We start from the raw sequence: 19487 nt of genomic DNA on the forward strand, positions 1-19487 counted from the left end.
TTCTCATCTTTGATTTGTTATTTATTTTCAGATGCCTAATTGGAGGTAATAAAGATGAGTAAAGATACTTTTTATAGAGATACCTTTGTGTTAACTCTTTCTAATTTAGCCATGGGTGTATTGAGATTTATGTTTTCTATTATACTATCAAGACAGTTAGGACCAGAGGGAGTTGGACTTTATGGTTTGATAATGCCTATATATGATTTATTTTGTTGTTTAGTATGTGGAGGAATAATTGCTGCAATTTCACGAGAAACTTCTGCTTACCTGGGTACTAGTAGATTTGAAGATTTACATAAAACTGTTAATGCTTCCCTAGTTTTTATAGTACTTTGGTCAATTTTTATAGCAGGTATTATGTTTATACTTAGTCCGATAATCTGTAATTATATTATTAAAGACCCTAGAGCCATACGTTCCTTATGGATAGCTTCTCCTGCTATTGTTTTTATTGCTATATCCTGCGTATATAAAGGTTATTTCTATGGAGTAAGTCAAGTAATAACCCCTTCAGTTATAGATATATTAGAAAAAGCTGTTAGAATGGTGATATTAGTAGGAGTAATCTACTATTTATCTCTTAAAACCATCGAAAATACAGTAGCGGCAACCTATCTTTCATTTACTATTGGTGAAATAATAAGTTTCGTATTTCTATATATTTTCTATAAAAGAAGTATTAAAAAGATTCCTTATACCAATAGTGTAAGACCAGATAACAGCTTTCAATTGTTATTTAACATACTAATTATTGCTGTCCCTTTAGCTATAAATGGTTTTTTAACTACAGCGCTTCAAAGTGTATCTACACTTTTAGTACCCATAAGGTTAGTCGCTGCGGGTTTTGATCATATAGGTGCCCTTGAGATAATAGGTAAATTTAATGGTATGGCTCTTGCTATCGTGTACTTCCCATTAGTTATAGTTGTATCTTTGTCTACAGTAATAATTCCAGATATATCTAAAAAGATAAGTCAAAAGGATTTTTCTAATATAAATTCTAGAGTAAATGAAGTAATTAAAATTTGTTTTATGTTAGGGGTTTCTACAGTAATTATTTGCTATGTATGTCCTAATTTATTAGGTGAAGTATTCTTTGATAGAAGTGACTTAGGTAGCTTTATAAAGATAGCTTCCCTTGCAGCTCCATTTATGTATTGTCACTACTGTACCTATAGTATTTTAAATGGTATAGGGAAACAAAAAGTTATCCTTTTAAGCTCCATTGCTACAGCTTTGATTGAGTTAGTTCTAATATTTATACTTATAGGTATTCCTAGCATAAATATCTATGGATATGGAATTTCCTTAATTGTAACCTCTATTATAGGCCTTTTAATAAATCTGTATTATATTGGACAAGTGATAGAGCTATCTTTTCCTATTTGGGAAATATTAATCCTAGTGTTACTAACAGTTTTAGTATACTTAGTAACAACCATCATAAGTTCTATAATTCCTAATACCTTTATCATTCCTAAAATTATAACTATCATTGTAGTTGCTTTTTCATTATTCTTTGTATCAAGTTTTTTAATACGAAAAAGCTCATAAAATAGAACCTAGGACTTAGTTTTTTAGATACTAAGTTCTAGGTTCTATTTTAAAATAAATTAATAATATTTACTTTAACTTTTTATATATTCTTCTAGGTATAAGTTTTGTAATTTTATTTGGCAGTGAATTTAAATCAGACTTTTTAACACCACCTATAGTTACTAGCACTAATCCGTAGGCTCCAGCAGATAATGCTATACTTATTAATGATGCAAATAAGTTTAATATGTAACCACCGAAAATTAATCCTAGAACTCCATTAAATATCTTATATGAGAAAAATGTTACTATCCCCATAGCTAATCCAGCTATTAAAGGTTTTATATAACAAGGAATCAAGTGTATCCTTCCATCAATAGAGTCATTTATTTGCCACTGGAATAATATAAGCATTACTAAATAACAGGCTGCATTACCCCAAATAGCTCCAAGGATTCCAAAGGAAGGCATTGCTATTAATATATAATTCACAACAACTTTAGCTAAAATTCCAACTACAGAAAATATAGTTACTACGTTTACCTTACCCATTCCCTGCAAAATAGAAGTTTGAACTAATGTGATAGCATATAAGATTAAAACCCAAGCTCCCCATATTAATAAGGGTGATACCTCTTTATCATAGCCTAGTATTCTTAAAATAGGCATAGATAGAACTCCTAATCCCACAGCACAAGGTATAGCTATCATAAAAGTAACTCTATAGGAAGATTTAATATTAAATCTTAGACCTTTTTTATTATCTAGGGCATGGATTCTAGATATGGCAGGAACAAGAGCAATAGCTAAAGCTCCTATAATTGCCATAGGAATTGACATAAGAGTGTTGTAAAGACCTAAATATCCCCATTGAATATCAACAGTTTTCTGACTTAATCCTGTAGATAAAAGTCTAGACTTTACAATTTTTAAGTCTACTATAGTTCCTGAGTTCTGCAGTGCAGAAGCTATAGTTATTGGAAATGCATATTTTAATATGGATTTAATAATAGTTTTATTACTTAGTCTACTTACCCCTGCTTTGTTCTTTTTGGGGGAATGATTAGATCCATACATTTTATATGCTAATATAAAGTATAAAGATGCTCCAATAGCTCCAACCACTGTACCTATAGTTCCTCCAGCAGCTCCATAGGATACACCTTTTCCCATGAGTAAGTAAGCAAATAATAAACTAAATATTATATTTAGAATTTGTTCGCCTACTTGGGATACTGCAGTGGTAGTCATATTTCCAATACCCTGAAAATAACCTTTGTATGCACCCATTATTGAAGTAAATAATAATGCCGGTGCAAGCCATCTAGTAGCTAATATTGATTCAGGACTATTAAAAGCCATACTTAAGGGTTTTGCCCATATAAACATGAATACGGATAGGATAAGCCCCAAGAGTAAAAGTAAAGTCCTAGATGCTCTAAAGGTTTTTATTGCATCTTTGTAGTTTCCCTTTGCTTCAAGTTCCGATACTAACTTTGCAATGGCTACAGGTATACCTGCATTAGCTATAATGTATATATAAGAAAAAATTGTATATGTAGAATAGTATACTGACCAACCTGTTGATCCTAAAATCTGCCTAAGTAAAGGTGTATAAACTACCGATAACACCTTTACTGACATCATAGATATGGTGAGTACCATAAAGCCTTTAGCTACAGAGTGCTGAGCCCCCTCAGTTCTGTCATTCATATTACCCCTCCATTAAAACTTAAACACATCATTCTTTATCTTCTTTAATACTGGTGGTAAAGATTCTGCTATAGTTTTATTTTTCATATATTCAAGCTCCCCTGAGTTTGATTTAAATATTACTTTATATGCATATAGGAATTGAAAATCTAAACCATATCTATTTACAAAGAAGCTATTAAGCTTTTTATCTCCATATTTAGAATCTCCAACTATAGGATTTCCTAGCTCTGATAAGTGAGCTCTTAATTGATGACTTCTTCCAGTAAGTAAATTAATTTCTATTAGGGAAAAAGTACCACAACTTTGAATAGTTGTAACTTCCATAGCAATTTCTTTACTGTTTGGAACTTCAGTGCTATATACCTTAGAAATATTTGCATCTTCATTTTTTAAGATATATCCTGTATAAGTTCCATCCTTTATTCTTCCTTGTACTAGAGCCATATAGTATTTTTCAATACTTCTTTCTCTTATAGCTTCATTAAGAGCCTTTAGATATTTGAAATTTTTTCCGAATATAACTACCCCAGAGGTATTTCTATCTAATCTATTGCATGGAGCAGGAGTAAAAGTTACTTCTTTTTCAGGTTCATAATCACCCTTGTCATATAGATAGGATAAGGCATAGTCTGTTAAAGTTGGTTCTCCATTCTTTGTGTCACTATGAACTAATAAATTGGGCCACTTTTCTACCATAAGTATATTTTCATCCTCATAGGTAATTTTAAGATTATTTTCTATTCTTTCAAACTTCTTTTTTTCACCACTAGTCTTTATATATCTTATTTCTATGGTGTCTCCCTCTTCTAAAACATATTGTTCTTTTATTTTTTTACCATTTACTCTAATGTCACCTTTTCTAAATGCCTTATATATAGCACTTAATGGTACATCCTTCAGTAACTTTCTAAGGAATTTATCGCATCTTTGACCGGCTTCATTTGAACCTATTTGTATATTATTCATATTGTCCTCCAATATTTCTTTCTTATAGTTTGTTAAGATAGTTTACAGCCATATTACAATGAACTGCTACTCCTATTTGTAGACATTCCTCATCTATATCAAATTTACTACTATGCAGAGGATATATTATTCCTTTTTCAAGGTTTCCACATCCTAATTGATAAAACATAGCTGGAACCTTAAGGGAAAAGTATGCAAAACTTTCTACACCCATAGTAGGTTCTCGTAATATTTTAACCTTATCTTTCCCTAATAGATCTACACTATTATCATAAAATATATTATACATAGCGTCGTCATTATATAAACATGGATAACTCTCATCAATAGTAATTTCACAGGTACCTCTTAAACTTTCTACCTGCATGGTTACCAATTCTTTTAATCTTTTTTTCATGTATTCCCTATCCTCTAGGTTCATAGTTCTAATTATACCAGTTATAGTAACCTTATCTGGTATAATATTGGCTGCTGTACCTCCATTTATAGTTCCTATAGTTATTACCCCTGGTGATACTGGATTAGTCTCTCTACTTACTAATAACTGTAAAGCATTTATAACCTGAGCTGCAATTACTATAGGGTCTATGCCTTTATGGGGACTTGCACCATGAGAACTTTTACCACAAATAGTAATGGTAAAAGGATTAGAAGCAGCATAAGCTACCCCTTGCTTAAGTCCAATAGTTCCCACCTCAAGACTTTCATCTACATGACATCCAATTATTGCATCCACATGAGGAGCTTCTAATGCTCCTTCTTCTATCATAATCTTAGCTCCACCAGTAGTTTCTTCTGCAGGTTCAAAAATAAACTTTACGTTTCCTTTTAACTCTTTCCTATGGTTATTTAAAAGTCTAGCTGCTCCAAGTACCATTGTCATATGAGCATCATGGCCACAGGCATGCATTTTTCCATCCATCTTAGAAATATAGCAGTGACTATTTTTTTCATGGAGAGGTAGTGCATCCATATCACACCTTATAGCTATAGTTTTTCCATTACTACTACCTGCTTCTCCATATATAGTAGCCACAACACCTGTACCTGCACAAGAATAAAATTCTATATTCTCATTCCTCAAGAAATTTTTTATTCTATCAGAAGTTTTATATAAATCAAAATCTAACTCTGGATTTTTATGGAATTCTCTTCTTATATAAATTAATTCTTCACTTATTTGTTTAGCTTCATGGATAAAGTTCATCTGAAACCTCCTTACTGATAATTATATATTATATACAAATATACAAAAAAATAATAGACTTGAAGTCTATTTAAGAGAAGTCTTAACTATATTGTACTTCAAACCATTATATAACAGAAAAGCTTTCCTTTCAATATTATAGTCAAATATGTTTCAGCTGTGTAAAACCTCCTAGGTGATTCTCCACAATATTTATAATCCTTCTTATAGTCTATAACTATGAATATATGTAACATTATATATATGACTATGGATAATTTTCACTAGGAAACTAGTTAAATATATACCTATATTAATATTAAACTATATAACTATTTAACTAGTTAACTAGTTGTACTCATAGTGAGGCTTTGGGGTGTATTACCATAACCTATCCATTTCACTGAAACTATGTCTATATACATTAGAAAAGGATGAACTATTCCTCCAAAACCTCTATAAGCCCATTGGTTACAAGGACATCAAAGTCAAATTTTCTCTCCAAATCAGAAAATTTAATAGAGATATTACTTTCTTCTAAGGCTGTTATAGTTCCTGTTCCATAGAATTTATGGGTTACAGTTGTTCCAACCTTAAATTTAACTCTTTCTAGTATCTCTTCTTCTAGCTGGCACTCACATAGAAATTGAGATTTATTTTTCTTTTCACCTCTTATAAATTGGGGGAAAAGAAATATTAAGTTGTTAATAGCTCTAGTAACTCCTACATAAAATAGTCTTCTCTCTTCCTCTATATCATTATTTTTATAGGGAATAGCTCCATCTACTGTGTTAATCATAAATACCGTATCAAATTCCATTCCCTTAACACCGTGAATAGTACTAAGAATTACGCCTTCATTTTTATCCTTATTTCTAGAGCTAGCTTTCTTTGTTTCCTCTTCTACAGTATTTACATGTTCTAAGAAGTCTTTAATAGTTTTAAATCCCTTCACGCTTTCTTTAAACTCATTTAACACATTTTCTAAATCTTCTATGGAAAATTTATATTTCTGTGCATATTCCACCAGATGTTTATGATACATTAAGTCTCCTATAATAAATTCTACGGCAGAAGGTAGTGAAATTCTATTTAAGCTAGAAATATCCCTTTCGAGATTATCTAATATTTTTAATTGAAACACTGGAGTACTATCTAAGTTTTTTAATTTAGTAAAGATACTGCCTAAGCTATTGCTCTTTTTAACTTCTTCTATACTATTTTTACTTATATACCTATAGGGTTTATTTATTATTCTAGTAAAGCTATCCATGTTTAGAGGATATATGCTTAACTTTAGATAAGCTAATATGTCTTGGCATATGAAGTGAGAGAAAAAATTATATTGTCTATCTAGTAAGGTAAAGGGAATTTTTTTTCTAATAAAACTATCAATTATACTTCTACTTTCTATATTAGTTCTATAAAGCACTGCAAAGTTATTAAAGTTATTATCTTCACTTTCCCTTACCTTAAGAATATAATCACTTATATATGTACCTTGAGCTGTTTCATCACGAACCCCTTGAGCCTTTATTATTCCATCATCAGTTTTACTGGCTCTGATATTCTTTGAAGTTCTAATCTTATTATTTTTTATAGACTTCATAGATAATCTTACTATATTCTGCTTTGACCTATAATTTGTAGATAGATATAAGGTTTTACCTTCTTTAAATATATCTTTAAAGTTTACTATATAGGTTGGATTAGCTCCTCTAAAACTATAGATGCATTGATCCTCATCCCCTACTACAAATAAGTTATTCCCCTTATTTAAAAGCTTTAATATGTCCACTTGTACATCATCACTATCTTGAAATTCATCAACTAATATATGTTTAAATTGATTTTGATATGAATTTAATATGGAGCTATTCTTAATAAATAAATCTCTACACATTAACTGTAGATCTTCAAAGTCAAGGAGGGATTTTTCCTTTTTATAGGATTCATAGAAATTTACACAGTTTTTTAAAAGTTCTTTATCGATTTGATTATTTCCATCTCTATTATATTCTCCCTTGCATTTATAGATGGATATGGCATTTACATATTCCTTAACTCTATCTTCACTAACATCCTCCACATAGGCAGTTAAAAAGTTTTTTACTACTCTATAGCTTTCAAAGGGCTCTATTATATTAATTTCTCCATAATAGGACTTTAGTATTTTATAGCAAAGTCCATGAAAGGTTCCAAAGAAAGGACTTACCTTATTCTTATCTATGGCTAGGAACCTATTTCTCATATTAGTTGCTGCTGCCTTGGTGAAGGTTATTATAACTATATTTTTAGGTGATATGTTTTTATGCTTTATAAGCTCATAAACTCTATTTACAATAACTACAGTTTTCCCACTTCCAGGACCTGCACTGACTATTATATTTTCATTTGAACAGTTAATGGCTATTAACTGTTCTTCACTTAAAGTGTTATTTTTGTTTCTTATCATAATATAAATCTTTCCTTTTACATACTTTCAATTTAATAATATTACCATATTATTTGTCCATATACTATAGAAATGAAAGTTTTCTTATGGTACGATATATAGGATGTAAATGTTAACCTATGGAGATTTTATAAAATTTTATGGTTTATATAAGTGAGGAGAACTAAAAATGGATACAATTACTAGACTTGACCTAAGAAGCCAAAGAAATCTTACCATGTTAGTAGATTTTTATGAGCTTACAATGGCTAATGGTTATTTAAATACTGAAGCAGATGATACCATAGCTTATTTTGACATGTTTTTTAGGAAAATTCCTGATGGTGGTGGCTACTGCATAATGGCAGGAGTTCAACAATTAATTGAATATTTAACCAATCTTAAATTTACTGATGAAGATATAGAATATCTAAGAAGTAAAGCTTTATTTAGTAAAGAATTTTTAAATTATTTAGCTAACTTTAAGTTTAGTTGTGATGTATGGGCTATTCCAGAAGGTACCCCAGTATTCCCTAATGAACCACTTGTAACTGTAAGGGGTCCAGTTATGGAAGCTCAGTTTATAGAAACTATGATACTACTAACAATAAATCATCAAACTCTAATTGCTACTAAAGCTGCAAGAATTTGTGAAGCTGCTAGTGGTAGACCTGTAATGGAGTTTGGTTCTAGACGAGCTCAAGGTTATGATGGTGCCTTATATGGAGCTAGAGCTGCAATTATCGGTGGATGTAATGCTACTGCTTGTACTATGGCAGATGAATTATTCAATGTGCCTGTAACTGGAACTATGGCACACTCTTGGATTCAGCTTTTTGATAGTGAATATGAAGCTTTTGCAGCATGGGCTAAAACTTATCCAGATAATACTGTACTTTTAGTAGATACATATAATGTTCTAAAATCAGGTATTCCAAATGCTATAAAGGTTTTTGATGAAATCTTAAAACCTATGGGTAAAAGACCTAAGGCTGTAAGAATAGATAGTGGTGATATTGCATATCTTTCTATAGAAACTAGAAAAATGCTAGATGAAGCTGGCTATGAGGATGTAAAAATCACAATTTCAAACTCCTTAGATGAATTTATAATTAAAGCTGTTCTTGAAAATGGTGCTAAAATAGATAGTTTTGGTGTTGGTGAAAGATTGATCACTGCAAGAAGTGAGCCTGTATTTGGTGGTGTTTATAAGCTTGTTGCTATAGAAAAAAATGGAACAATTATCCCTAAAATTAAGATAAGTGAAAATGTAGAAAAAATCACAAATCCAGGGTTTAAATCTCTTTATAGAGTTTATGATAAGAAAACCAATAAAGCTATTGCAGATTTAATTGCTTTAAATGATGAGAATTTCGATAATAATAAGCCTTTGCAGTTGTTTGACCCTAACTACACTTGGAAGAAAAAAAGAATTAAAAATTATAATATAAAAAATCTCATGGTACAAATATTTGATAAGGGTAAATGTACTTATGAAAGTCCTTCTGTAATGGAGATAAGAGAATTTTGTGGTAAGGAAAAAGCTAGTCTATGGTCAGAGATAAGAAGATTACAAAATCCTCATCAATACTATGTAGACTTATCTAAAAACTTATGGAATTTAAAAGAATCATTATTACACGAATACTCTTCAATATATGAAGAATAATATTAATATACTATCTATGAAGGGTATGATATCTATTGAATAAGAAACTTAAAATAAAAATTTCTAATGATGCCTTTGATTTTATTATTAAACTACTGGAATTTCATGATGAATATGATTGTATAGCATTAAAGGAACCTGAAAATGGTGGATGTTGTAAAAATTCTAAGGTTGATATAATTTTAGATAATACCATTAACTACAATGTTATTGAAGATATACAGGGGTTAAATATTGCTTATAGTGAAGATTTATCTAGTAATTTTAATGAAATAATTATTGTACTAAAGAAAGATTCTCTCTACCTAAAGGCAATACCTTCGTTTACTAATAAATCTAAGGGATGCGGTGGATGTGGTGGATGTGGATCAAAGTCAAAGTATTGCACATCATGTTCAGGATGTAGCATGAAATCAAAATAGTTAATAAAAAATCTCCTAGCCTAGGCTGGGAGATTTATATGTTTATTGAAATATACTAATAACACACTTGGATTAGTTTAATCTGGTTGGAGCTTAATATAGATATTATGTTATAAAAAATCCATATTAAAAATAATTTAATTATAAGTAGCTGTCTTTGTATAAAAGAGATATAGGCAACGACTTATCCTCCTTGTACAAATCATAATCATAGAGATTTTTTATTTTGCTCCCCTTGCTACTAAGCTCTTTAAAGGGGCACTTATTATTATTTTCAGCCCAATTATAAAGGACACAGTCCTTTGAACACTCTACATACTCATCATAAGTTGATAAAAAATCACACTTAACCAAGCATACCACCCCCAATAAATACACATTTAATACCCTAAATTATAAATGAGAATTTTCACAAAATAAAGTATTTTTAGTGGATTTATTGAGAGGTTTTCTATATTTAAGAATTTTCGAATATATTTAAAATATAATTATAATATTTTAAAAAAAGATGGAGTTGTACTACAATTACTAAAATATATATATAAATTTATCCTATGAAAACTACACTTATGTCAATACTTATATTTTTATGTCCTACATTTCTTTGAGTATTATGGATATTCAAGTTACTATCTTCTTTTTTTGCTATATGATTTTTAAGGTTAATAATCTTTTCACTATCAATATTCATTATTTTTTCATATATAGGAAGTAGCTCATTAGGAATCTTATTATTTAAGCCTATATTAATGACTGCTATTTTTTTTATTCCATAAATACAACTTAACAAATCTTCATTGTCAGTGATATAATGAGAAAATTCAGTAAACTCGTCCAATAAGTGGCTACAACCATATAAATCTAGTTGGGATATAGTTGAGGATCTTTTTTTGCCCTCTTTGAAATCTAAAGCCCCTACTTCTTTGTTTAATATGGTACCACCTTTTTCTATGACAGCTTTTTCTAAGTTTAAATCATTTAACTCTAAACAATCATCTATTCTTACTTGAGTTCCAATATCTATATGATACATAATAAAATTTTTAGCTTCTTCCTTAGATCTGACAAGAATACTGTGAATACCAATTTCCTCAAGTTTATTCATCATATCTTGTATTAATATGCTTACAGAAGTTCTATTTACCATACATATTACACCTCCTAAGGCAGTTAAATATTTTCTTTACTTATTTATATGGATGTAATTACTATTTTATGATATCAATGAAAGATTTTATAATATGAGCTGTAAAACCCCAAATTACATAATTATTCCACTGATAAAAGTATTCATCTAATACCCCCTTTGAAAATTTATAATCCTTACCTCCGTTTATTAAATGAAAGGGAAATCCATCTTGATTTATTGGGCCAATATCCATTTTATATAGTAATGGTTCTGTATCAATAAAAAATTTTATTGGTACCTTAAATATATGATCAACTTCACTTGTATTAAACTTAATATTATTTGTATTAAGTTTAGCGATATAGGGACGCATTATCATGAGGTATGGTGATAAGAAATAATCCATTTCACCAATAACTTCAAAATCTTCTTTTTTAATATTCATCTCTTCCATGGTTTCTCTTATTGCAGCATCTCTAAAAGACTCTCCTTCTTCAACCTTTCCACCAGGTAGACAAACATCACCAGGCTGACTATTTAATTTTTTAGCTCTAACTTGAAAAATTATATAAACCTCATCGTCTATAACCTGTAAAAGAATCATCACTGCTGCTTTTTTCATAGGTTGTATAGATGTGGACTCCCTATCTTTAAAAATATCATTTATTCTATCAATATTTATATTTGTCATCAGTTCACTGCTCCTTCTAAATATCTTATATATAGCATACCACAATATTAGATAATAAAAATATAACATATTATTAATAACATATTTTTTCTTTGTCCTTGTTGAAAATTACAGTAAATGTTATACTAGATAGGACTTATTTAATTCTAAAATATAAAATTGGAGAGATGACTTGTGAAAAAGAGAATTTTATCATTATGGGTATTTTTTACTTTAGTATTTACCTTTTCTTTCTCAACTATAGCCATTGCAGAAACTCAACCTGAAATCGTTGGTACTTCTGCTATTGTTATGGACTTAGAAACAAAGGAAATAATCTATTCTAAAAATATCGATGAAAAGAAACAACCAGCCAGTATTACTAAGCTGATGACTGCTTTACTATTAGCTGAAAATAAAAGTAAAACCGATTTACTTACTTATCCAGCTGCAGCCTTAAAAGAAGAGCCTTATTCTTATGGACTTAATGTTCATCCAGTAACTCCTGGAGATACATTTACCGGTAAAGATGCTATGGACATACTACTTCTTTATTCAGGTAATGATATTGCTTATATGGTTGCTGAAAATGTTGGTGGAACAAAGGAAAAGTTCATTACAATGATGAATGAAAAAGCTAAAGCTTTAGGTATGACCAATACTAATTTTGTAACACCTAATGGCCTTGATGATAACACTGATGATCACTATACTACAGCATATGATTTATCCCTATTATTAAATGCAGCTTACGGTAATGAGTGGATTAGAGAAACTATGTCTAAAAAGGAATCAGAAGTAAAATCTACTAATGGACCATCATCAATAGTTGAAAATAGAAATAAACTTATAGGTGTAGATGGAAACATTGGTGGAAAAACTGGTTATACAGAAAAGTCTGGAAGATGCTTAGCAGCTTTATATCAAAGGAATGGACATACTTTAGCAACGGTGGTATTAGGCTCAGATTATAATTTTCCAGTAGACACTCAGGTTTTTGAAGATACTACAAACTTAGCCAATTATGGCTTCAATGCAGAAAAAGAAGTCTTCAAAGCTAAGAACACTGAAATTTCAGAAGTTACTATGGAATATAAAATTTTACCTCTTATAGGACCTAAAAAAGCAATTAAAGTTCCAGTTACTATTCATGAGGATATTTCATTATATCCAACAGACTTAGAACCAGAATTTAATTCTGAAGTAGGTAAGATAAATATTTGGACTTTAAGTAAAGATAAATCTATTGGTAAAGCTACTGTTAATATAAAGGGATATGAAAAACAATATGATATATATTCTGGACTATCCAATATGGATATAATAAAAAGTAATATCCTTTATTATGTATTAGCTCTATTAGTATTAATAATAATAGCATCTTTAGTAATACTAATAATATCTAAAATAAACAAAAAACGTAGAAAAAAAAGAAATCGTATATATAGATAGCTTTAAAGATTCCCTATGTTAATATTAATCATAGGGAATCTTTTTTTTGTGTAAATATTTGTAATTTTATATATGTAGGTGTTTTCTATTTACTAAATAATTTTATTTATCATAATAAGTTAAATTTAAATTTTATACTTTTTTATTTTATCATTCTCAATTATGACAATAATACTTATGATAATTTTTTTTCGGTAAACACCTAAAATACTAAATAAACTTTATAATGTCTTCAATTTTATCTATTATATTGTACTTTAATCTTTTCTATATTTAGTGCAGTATAATTTACTAGACAAGTTTTTGCTCCTGCATTCTTTCCGCATAATATATCATTATGGCTATCTCCTACCATTATAGTTTCATTAGGATTAACTTTTAAGACTTCACAAGCTTTTAACACTGGTTCACCATCTGGTTTATGTTTCCTACTATCTTCTGGAGTAATTATTACATCAAAATATTTCTCTAAGTCAAAACAATTAAGTCCTCTTAAAGCCGTTCCCCTTTTCTTAGATGTAACTATTGCTAATTTTAATCCCTTATCTTTCAGCTTTAATAGTCCATCTTCCACGTGATCATAAGACTTTATGTATTTATCATGGCAATTAAGACAGTATCTTATGTATTCATCAACTAATTCATCAGCTCTATCCTTATCATATTCACTCAATACATCTTTAAGTGGTATACCAAAGGATTCTACAATTTCCTCCTTTCCTATATTTAATCCTAAATAATTATTTAATACATAATTAAAGGAAGTCAATATTAATTCATTGGTATCTATTATTGTACCATCTAGGTCAAACAGTATTGCTTTAATCATATCTTTCTACTCCTTATTTATAAGTAATTTTAGTGGTACGTACCATTTTGAATAACTAAATCCATGGTTATCTCTATATTCACCCTTTATATCCTTCACCATCACTGTAGCTCTTTTATTAATATTTCTAATTATTCCTTCATACAATACACCTTTGTATTTAAATTGAATAACTTGTCCTTTAACAAATGAGTTATTTATGGTTTTATTGAAGGCATCTTTACTCTTTAATATTTCATGATAACTACTTGTATGTCCAAATAAATTAAAGGCTAGATTCTTAAATCTTTCACCTTTACAATTAGAGCTTCCATAATCACTAAATTCTATGACATGGCAAAGCTCATGCTCTAAAATAAGCATAAGAGCTTCTAGTGCATCCTTAGCTTCTATTCCACATACAACTTTACTTCTATTATCTTCTATATATTCTTTCATGACTCTATTACTTATTCTAATCTCATAGGTACATTCTCTTCCTCTTTTTGAAAAGATAGTCTTTCCGCCACTTGAAGTCATCCTATTGGATAAGGATACTTTAATACCCTTTGGTATAGCATTTACTAAATACCCCTTTAATACATAACCATCGTATATATCTATAAGGTTAGAAATGTTTTCTAATGTCAAAATATCTAGAGAATTTAGCACATTAAGTTTATGTCTTCTGCAAAAATCTTTCTTTATAAAATCTCTCATATTCACTTTATCATTTTTGTTAACTTCAGTGTCAATCATTAAGTATGTACTACCTTCCTTAAATAGATTTTTCTATAAAAATGCTGAGCATGCATTATAATTATATTACATGCTCAGCGCTTATCTAATATTTAGAGCATTTTAACACAAACTAACTTAATATTTTATTGATTTATATATAAGTCTGCTTAATTGATCTTTTTCTTTTGCGCCTTCTATACTACTTAAAATTTCCTCATTAATCTTACTTATATCAATATTTAATTCTTCAATATGACTTTCTAAGGAATTTATTGCATTTAAAAGCCTTGTCTTTTTATTATCTTTAACTATTACCTTATCTGCAAAAGATTTAAGAGCAACATATGTGGAGATTAGTACATCTTCATTCTCTACAAATTCTTCATAATTTTCCACAAGATATACTACAGCTTTAGTTAATAGATTTTTATACATTTCTATACCTTCACCGTGGTGAGTAAAGGCTACTATACTTCTAGCAGTATATATAACCTTATCTATTTTATCATCTTCTACAGATTTACCAAAGGCACCACTTGCTAATTGCTGTGTTGCTAGCACACGTAAGAACTCTGATTTATCTATACCCTCATCCATTAAATTTTCTAACTGCAATTCATCTAGACTTTGACTATAATAAAACTTTGGAGAGATTATATTTGTATCACCCTTATTGAAATCTATGTTAACTGGTAAGAATTTTCTCATAACTCCTCCCAGTACAGGTTCATAAATTTCTTCTATTAAAATAAATGATGTCTCATCACTTATAATTCCAATGTCAGTAGATAACTCTATAATCTTATTTTTCATAGCCTCATGAACTTCTCCACGTTCATAGACGATTCTATTCTCTAAAGATTCTATCCTTTTCTTATACCAAACCTTTTCAATTAAATTTGCATTAACCTCTAAGTCTAATTTAGTTAGAACTATTCTTCGTTGTATTCTTCTATCTCCAACCATACCATTAAGAGTAACAATACCTTCTAGATTCCCATCCATCTTAGCAAATATTGAAAATGGTTCTCCATCATACATATATTCTATGGTTCTAGGGTAAGTTTTCTCAACCTTCATTCCACCCCAATCAATTTCAATATCTGTTATTTGTAGTCCTCTTATTCTATTGAACTGATTTAAGATTACATCTTCTATTCTAATACTTCTATTAATAAATTCTGCTTTTCCAAAGGTAATTCTTGCTATTTTATTGATGAAATAGGTATTAACAGAGGCATCTATTCCAAAAGGAAAAATTCTGCTTCCTACGCAAGTTTTTTCTACATAATCAAGGATATCTTTCTCATCATCCACTACGTCATCAGTAAATAAAATTATAGTATTTTCTTCTCCCTTATCTTCATTTAAAAAGGCATATTTTATTCCATCAAATATATTAGCATCATTTTCACAAGTTAACTTATCTATCCACTTAGATGCTTCCTTTAAATTTTCATCATTAAATTCAACTCTTCTACTCTCTGAAAAATGCTTTAGGGTGTCACCCATAGCAACTATGTTAAAGGTATCACCTTTATATAAATTTCTAAGACATAAGTGTAAAGCAGTTTTAGCCTCCTTTAACTTATCTCCTTCCATAGATTCTGATATGTCTATAAGGAATATATAGTTACCACTTTTCTCTTCTACATCCTCTTCAATTTCAGGTAGAAACCTCAAATAAACAATTCCATTGTCTTCGCTATAATTCTCATATATAATTCCACTTGTTTCGCTGGAATTTTCTTCTAAATAAATTGTCATAGCACTATCCAGGATTTGCTCTTCACCATGAAGGGTTATTTTGTATAAATTGCTCTCATCATCCTCTTCTTCTTCTACCTGAATTTTATGGGTATTACAAGAAAATTTAGCACTTTCAAAGGTCTCTACTAATAGATTTAAAGATAATTTATAGTCTTCTTGTTGACTTTGTTCTTCATTATATGGATTTTCCGGAAGTACAATCTTAGGAATAATTAACTTAAGCTTAGAATGTTCATATACTAGCTCTTCAATATAAGAAATCTTTATAACTACAGTTTCACCTTTTAAGATTGTTCCAATTGACATTTTAAAATAGTTGTTATTTAGTTCTTCTAATATAAGTTTACTTCCTGAATCTTCTCCAATATTTTCATAAATTTTCTCTATTTCTTTTTTATCTTCTACTTTACCTTTTATAACACTGCCACCTATATTAGCTTCAAAACCTGATATAACAGCAGTATCTGGTATAGGGAAGGTATAAATTCCTTTTACATCATCTTCACCAATATTTTCATAAACATGGCTAATTGTAAATTCAACAAACTCTCCACAAATATTACCGTCTATATCTACCTTTTTTAACAATATTTCTCCCTTAGAAATATTGTTCTGTAACTTTTCATATTCCATAACCTCACTCCTTTTATGTTATCTACATTTGCTTCAGAAGGAGTTTTACCTCCCTCTGAAGGATAAATTATTATCTAGGTACTTAGCCATAGTCATATAATTTAATATAAAGGTTTCTATAAATTATATTGTACTACATAACTTCTTTTATTACTCTCAAAGCATTCCTATATAATATTTTTTCTATATGACTTTCATGATATCCTTCTTTTTGTAATGCAGTTATGAGTTTATCTATCTCTCCCATGTTACTAATTTCTAGATTTTTAGGATTTATTCCATCAAAATCACTACCAAGGGATAATACATCTATACCCCCAACATTACAGATATGATTTATATGTTTAACCATATCTGTAACAGCACTTTTACTTCCGCCTTCTATTAAGAAAGATTTTTCAAAGTTGATGCCAGTTATGCCCCCCTTTTCACTGAGAGTTCTAATCATATCATCAGTTAAATTTCTGCTGTGATTACATACAGCTCTACTGTTTGAATGTGATGCTACAAAAGGTTTCTTACTATATCTTGCCACATCATAGAACCCTCCATCGGATAGGTGTGAAACGTCAATAATCATGCCTAGCCTATTCATTTCTTCGAGGGTTTCTAATCCAAAGGTTTTTAACCCTTTATTTCGAAACTCTTCTCTGCAATTTGGATAACCTATACTATTTTCATAATTCCAGGTTAATGTCATAAGTCTAACTCCTAGGTCATAAAAATTTCTTAAATTCTTAAGAGAGCCTTCTATAGCTTCACCTTCTTCAATGGTCAAGAAAGCTGATATTTTATCCTCCTCCTTATTCACTTCAAAATCCTCATAATTTTTTGCTACAGATATTTCATGATTATTTTTTTCTAACTCTTCATAAAATTTATTAAGCATATCCATGGCTCTATTAAATGCCTTAGGATGCTCATTAAGATCAATAAACAAGGCAAAAAATTGTGCTAAGGAATTACCTTTTGTTAACTTTTCTAAATCAATAGCTAGATGATTTCTCTTTAATTCCATATCCTTATTATCTATTAAATGACAAATTGTATCACAATGCAAATCAATTATACTCATACTATATCCCCCTTAATTCTAAGACTATATCTTCTATTAAATTACGAATTTACAAGTTATTTATAACCATAAATATTAAAATTCTATCCCTATTATCTATATTATAAATTCTCCTTCTTTATTTATATATCCTTCTTTTTCATCTATTATAACCTTACATATTCCATTATAAAAGTTATCTACTTCATGAAATTTAGGTTCTATAACTATATGACCTTTTAAATCTACAAAACCCCACTTCTCGTTAATTTCAACAGAAAATAAACCTTCACTGTACTCTAAAACATTATCATACTCTATAGGTATTATTATGTTCCCACTTCTATCTATAAATCCATATTTATCTTCTATGGAAACTGCTGCATAATCTGTATTGAAATTATCTGCCCAGCTATATGTTTTTTCAATAACAAAGTCACCAGAATTATTAATATATCCCCATATATTATCTTGGGATACAGCTGCAAGTCCATTAAGAAATTCGCTAGTAAAATCAAAATTTCCTTCAATCTTTATATTAAAGGTTTCATCCACATATACATTTTTACCTTCTAATCCCACATTGGCTAAACCCTCATTAAAATTGTTAGCATATTCATATATAAATCCGCTAATACACTGACCTTCCCCATTTATATATCCATAGTTCTCACCTTTTCTAACTATAGCGAGGCCATTCTCTTCAAACTCATTAGCTTCATCAAAGGTAGGTGATATAATCATTTTGCCATGTCTATTGATATATCCCCACTTTCCTAATATTTTCACTGCTGCAAGTCCTTCAGTGAATCCTTTTCCTTCTTCATATTTTACTTTTATTACCTCATTGCCTTGTAAGTCTATATATCCATATCTATGGTTTAACTCAACTAAAGCCATGCCTTCATTAAAATAATTTATATCATCATATTTAGGAGCTATTATGTAATCTCCTTGTCTATTGATAAAACCACATAATCCATCCACCTCTATAAAGCCCATTTCATCCTCAAATTCATCGGCAAAATCAAAAATAAAAGGAACTATAGTTTTTCCATTTTCATCTATATAACCATATTTATTATCTAATTCAACGGGATACATTTTCATAATCTTTTCTCCTTTGCTTTTTAAATATATGAATATTATACCATTTATACGAATAAAAAGTCTTATGTTAACCTAATTAAAGATAACCTATTCTATATATTTAACTATTTAAAAACTATTATCTCATACCTTATATATTATTAATACAATGTCTATTTAATTATACTAATTGTTAGTAATTATAATTT

Annotated in this window: 16 protein-coding genes; 4 read left to right on the plus strand and 12 right to left on the minus strand. The window is 29.4% G+C overall.

Features of this window, described 5'->3' with window-relative positions; translation table 11 throughout:
- Positions 1-54 precede the first annotated feature (54 nt).
- Positions 55-1557, plus strand: coding sequence for a stage V sporulation protein B (spoVB, locus tag B3B03_RS00665; RefSeq protein ID WP_346867233.1), 1503 nt, complete (start codon positions 55-57; stop codon positions 1555-1557).
- A gap of 69 nt (positions 1558-1626) precedes the next feature.
- Here spoVB and B3B03_RS00670 read toward each other — a convergent pair whose 3' ends face one another.
- The 4 genes from B3B03_RS00670 to B3B03_RS00685 form a co-directional block, all read right to left on the minus strand.
- Positions 1627-3252 carry a polysaccharide biosynthesis protein gene (locus B3B03_RS00670; RefSeq protein WP_346876225.1) on the minus strand — a complete coding sequence of 542 codons (1626 nt, stop codon included), beginning with the start codon at positions 3250-3252 and terminating at the stop codon, positions 1627-1629.
- A gap of 12 nt (positions 3253-3264) precedes the next feature.
- Entirely contained in the window at positions 3265-4221 is a 957-nt protein-coding gene (locus tag B3B03_RS00675) for an RluA family pseudouridine synthase (protein ID WP_346876226.1), read from the minus strand.
- 22 nt (positions 4222-4243) lie between these two features.
- A complete protein-coding gene (locus tag B3B03_RS00680; RefSeq protein WP_346876227.1) occupies positions 4244-5428 on the minus strand; it encodes a M20 family metallopeptidase in 1185 nt (394 codons plus the stop codon).
- A 418-nt stretch (positions 5429-5846) separates the two neighbouring features.
- A complete protein-coding gene (locus B3B03_RS00685) occupies positions 5847-7862 on the minus strand; it encodes an ATP-dependent helicase (RefSeq protein ID WP_346876228.1) in 2016 nt (671 codons plus the stop codon).
- A gap of 169 nt (positions 7863-8031) precedes the next feature.
- Between B3B03_RS00685 and B3B03_RS00690 the strand changes: the two genes are divergently transcribed.
- Both B3B03_RS00690 and B3B03_RS00695 read left to right on the plus strand, forming a co-directional pair.
- Positions 8032-9510: a nicotinate phosphoribosyltransferase gene (locus tag B3B03_RS00690; RefSeq protein WP_346876229.1), complete on the plus strand. Its 1479-nt coding sequence runs from the start codon at positions 8032-8034 to the stop codon at positions 9508-9510.
- Between the two features lie 35 nt (positions 9511-9545).
- Positions 9546-9932: a hypothetical protein gene (locus tag B3B03_RS00695; protein ID WP_346876230.1), complete on the plus strand. Its 387-nt coding sequence runs from the start codon at positions 9546-9548 to the stop codon at positions 9930-9932.
- A gap of 141 nt (positions 9933-10073) precedes the next feature.
- On the opposite strand, the gene B3B03_RS00700 is transcribed toward B3B03_RS00695, so the two are convergent.
- From B3B03_RS00700 to B3B03_RS00710, 3 genes are all read right to left on the minus strand, one after another.
- Positions 10074-10286, minus strand: coding sequence for a hypothetical protein (locus B3B03_RS00700; RefSeq protein ID WP_346876231.1), 213 nt, complete (start codon positions 10284-10286; stop codon positions 10074-10076).
- 193 nt (positions 10287-10479) lie between these two features.
- Positions 10480-11079, minus strand: coding sequence for a hypothetical protein (locus B3B03_RS00705; protein WP_346876232.1), 600 nt, complete (start codon positions 11077-11079; stop codon positions 10480-10482).
- A gap of 61 nt (positions 11080-11140) precedes the next feature.
- Entirely contained in the window at positions 11141-11752 is a 612-nt protein-coding gene (locus tag B3B03_RS00710; protein WP_035131399.1) for an NUDIX hydrolase, read from the minus strand.
- A gap of 174 nt (positions 11753-11926) precedes the next feature.
- Here B3B03_RS00710 and B3B03_RS00715 point away from each other — a divergent pair, with 174 nt between their 5' ends.
- A complete protein-coding gene (locus B3B03_RS00715; RefSeq protein WP_346876233.1) occupies positions 11927-13183 on the plus strand; it encodes a D-alanyl-D-alanine carboxypeptidase family protein in 1257 nt (418 codons plus the stop codon).
- Positions 13184-13421: 238 nt separating this feature from the next.
- Here B3B03_RS00715 and ppaX read toward each other — a convergent pair whose 3' ends face one another.
- From ppaX to B3B03_RS00740, 5 genes are all read right to left on the minus strand, one after another.
- Entirely contained in the window at positions 13422-14012 is a 591-nt protein-coding gene (gene ppaX / locus B3B03_RS00720) for a pyrophosphatase PpaX (protein ID WP_346876234.1), read from the minus strand.
- A 6-nt stretch (positions 14013-14018) separates the two neighbouring features.
- Positions 14019-14750: a hypothetical protein gene (locus tag B3B03_RS00725; RefSeq protein ID WP_346876235.1), complete on the minus strand. Its 732-nt coding sequence runs from the start codon at positions 14748-14750 to the stop codon at positions 14019-14021.
- 117 nt (positions 14751-14867) lie between these two features.
- A complete protein-coding gene (locus B3B03_RS00730; protein ID WP_346848198.1) occupies positions 14868-17135 on the minus strand; it encodes a VIT and VWA domain-containing protein in 2268 nt (755 codons plus the stop codon).
- A gap of 133 nt (positions 17136-17268) precedes the next feature.
- Positions 17269-18210 carry a dipeptidase gene (locus tag B3B03_RS00735; protein WP_346876236.1) on the minus strand — a complete coding sequence of 314 codons (942 nt, stop codon included), beginning with the start codon at positions 18208-18210 and terminating at the stop codon, positions 17269-17271.
- Positions 18211-18306: 96 nt separating this feature from the next.
- Positions 18307-19299: a WG repeat-containing protein gene (locus B3B03_RS00740; protein WP_346848200.1), complete on the minus strand. Its 993-nt coding sequence runs from the start codon at positions 19297-19299 to the stop codon at positions 18307-18309.
- Between the last annotated feature and the right edge of the window lie 188 nt (positions 19300-19487).

The organism is Clostridium sp. UBA5712 (genome assembly GCF_002419845.1).
GTDB classification, from domain to species: domain Bacteria; phylum Bacillota; class Clostridia; order Clostridiales; family Clostridiaceae; genus Clostridium_J; species Clostridium_J sulfidigenes.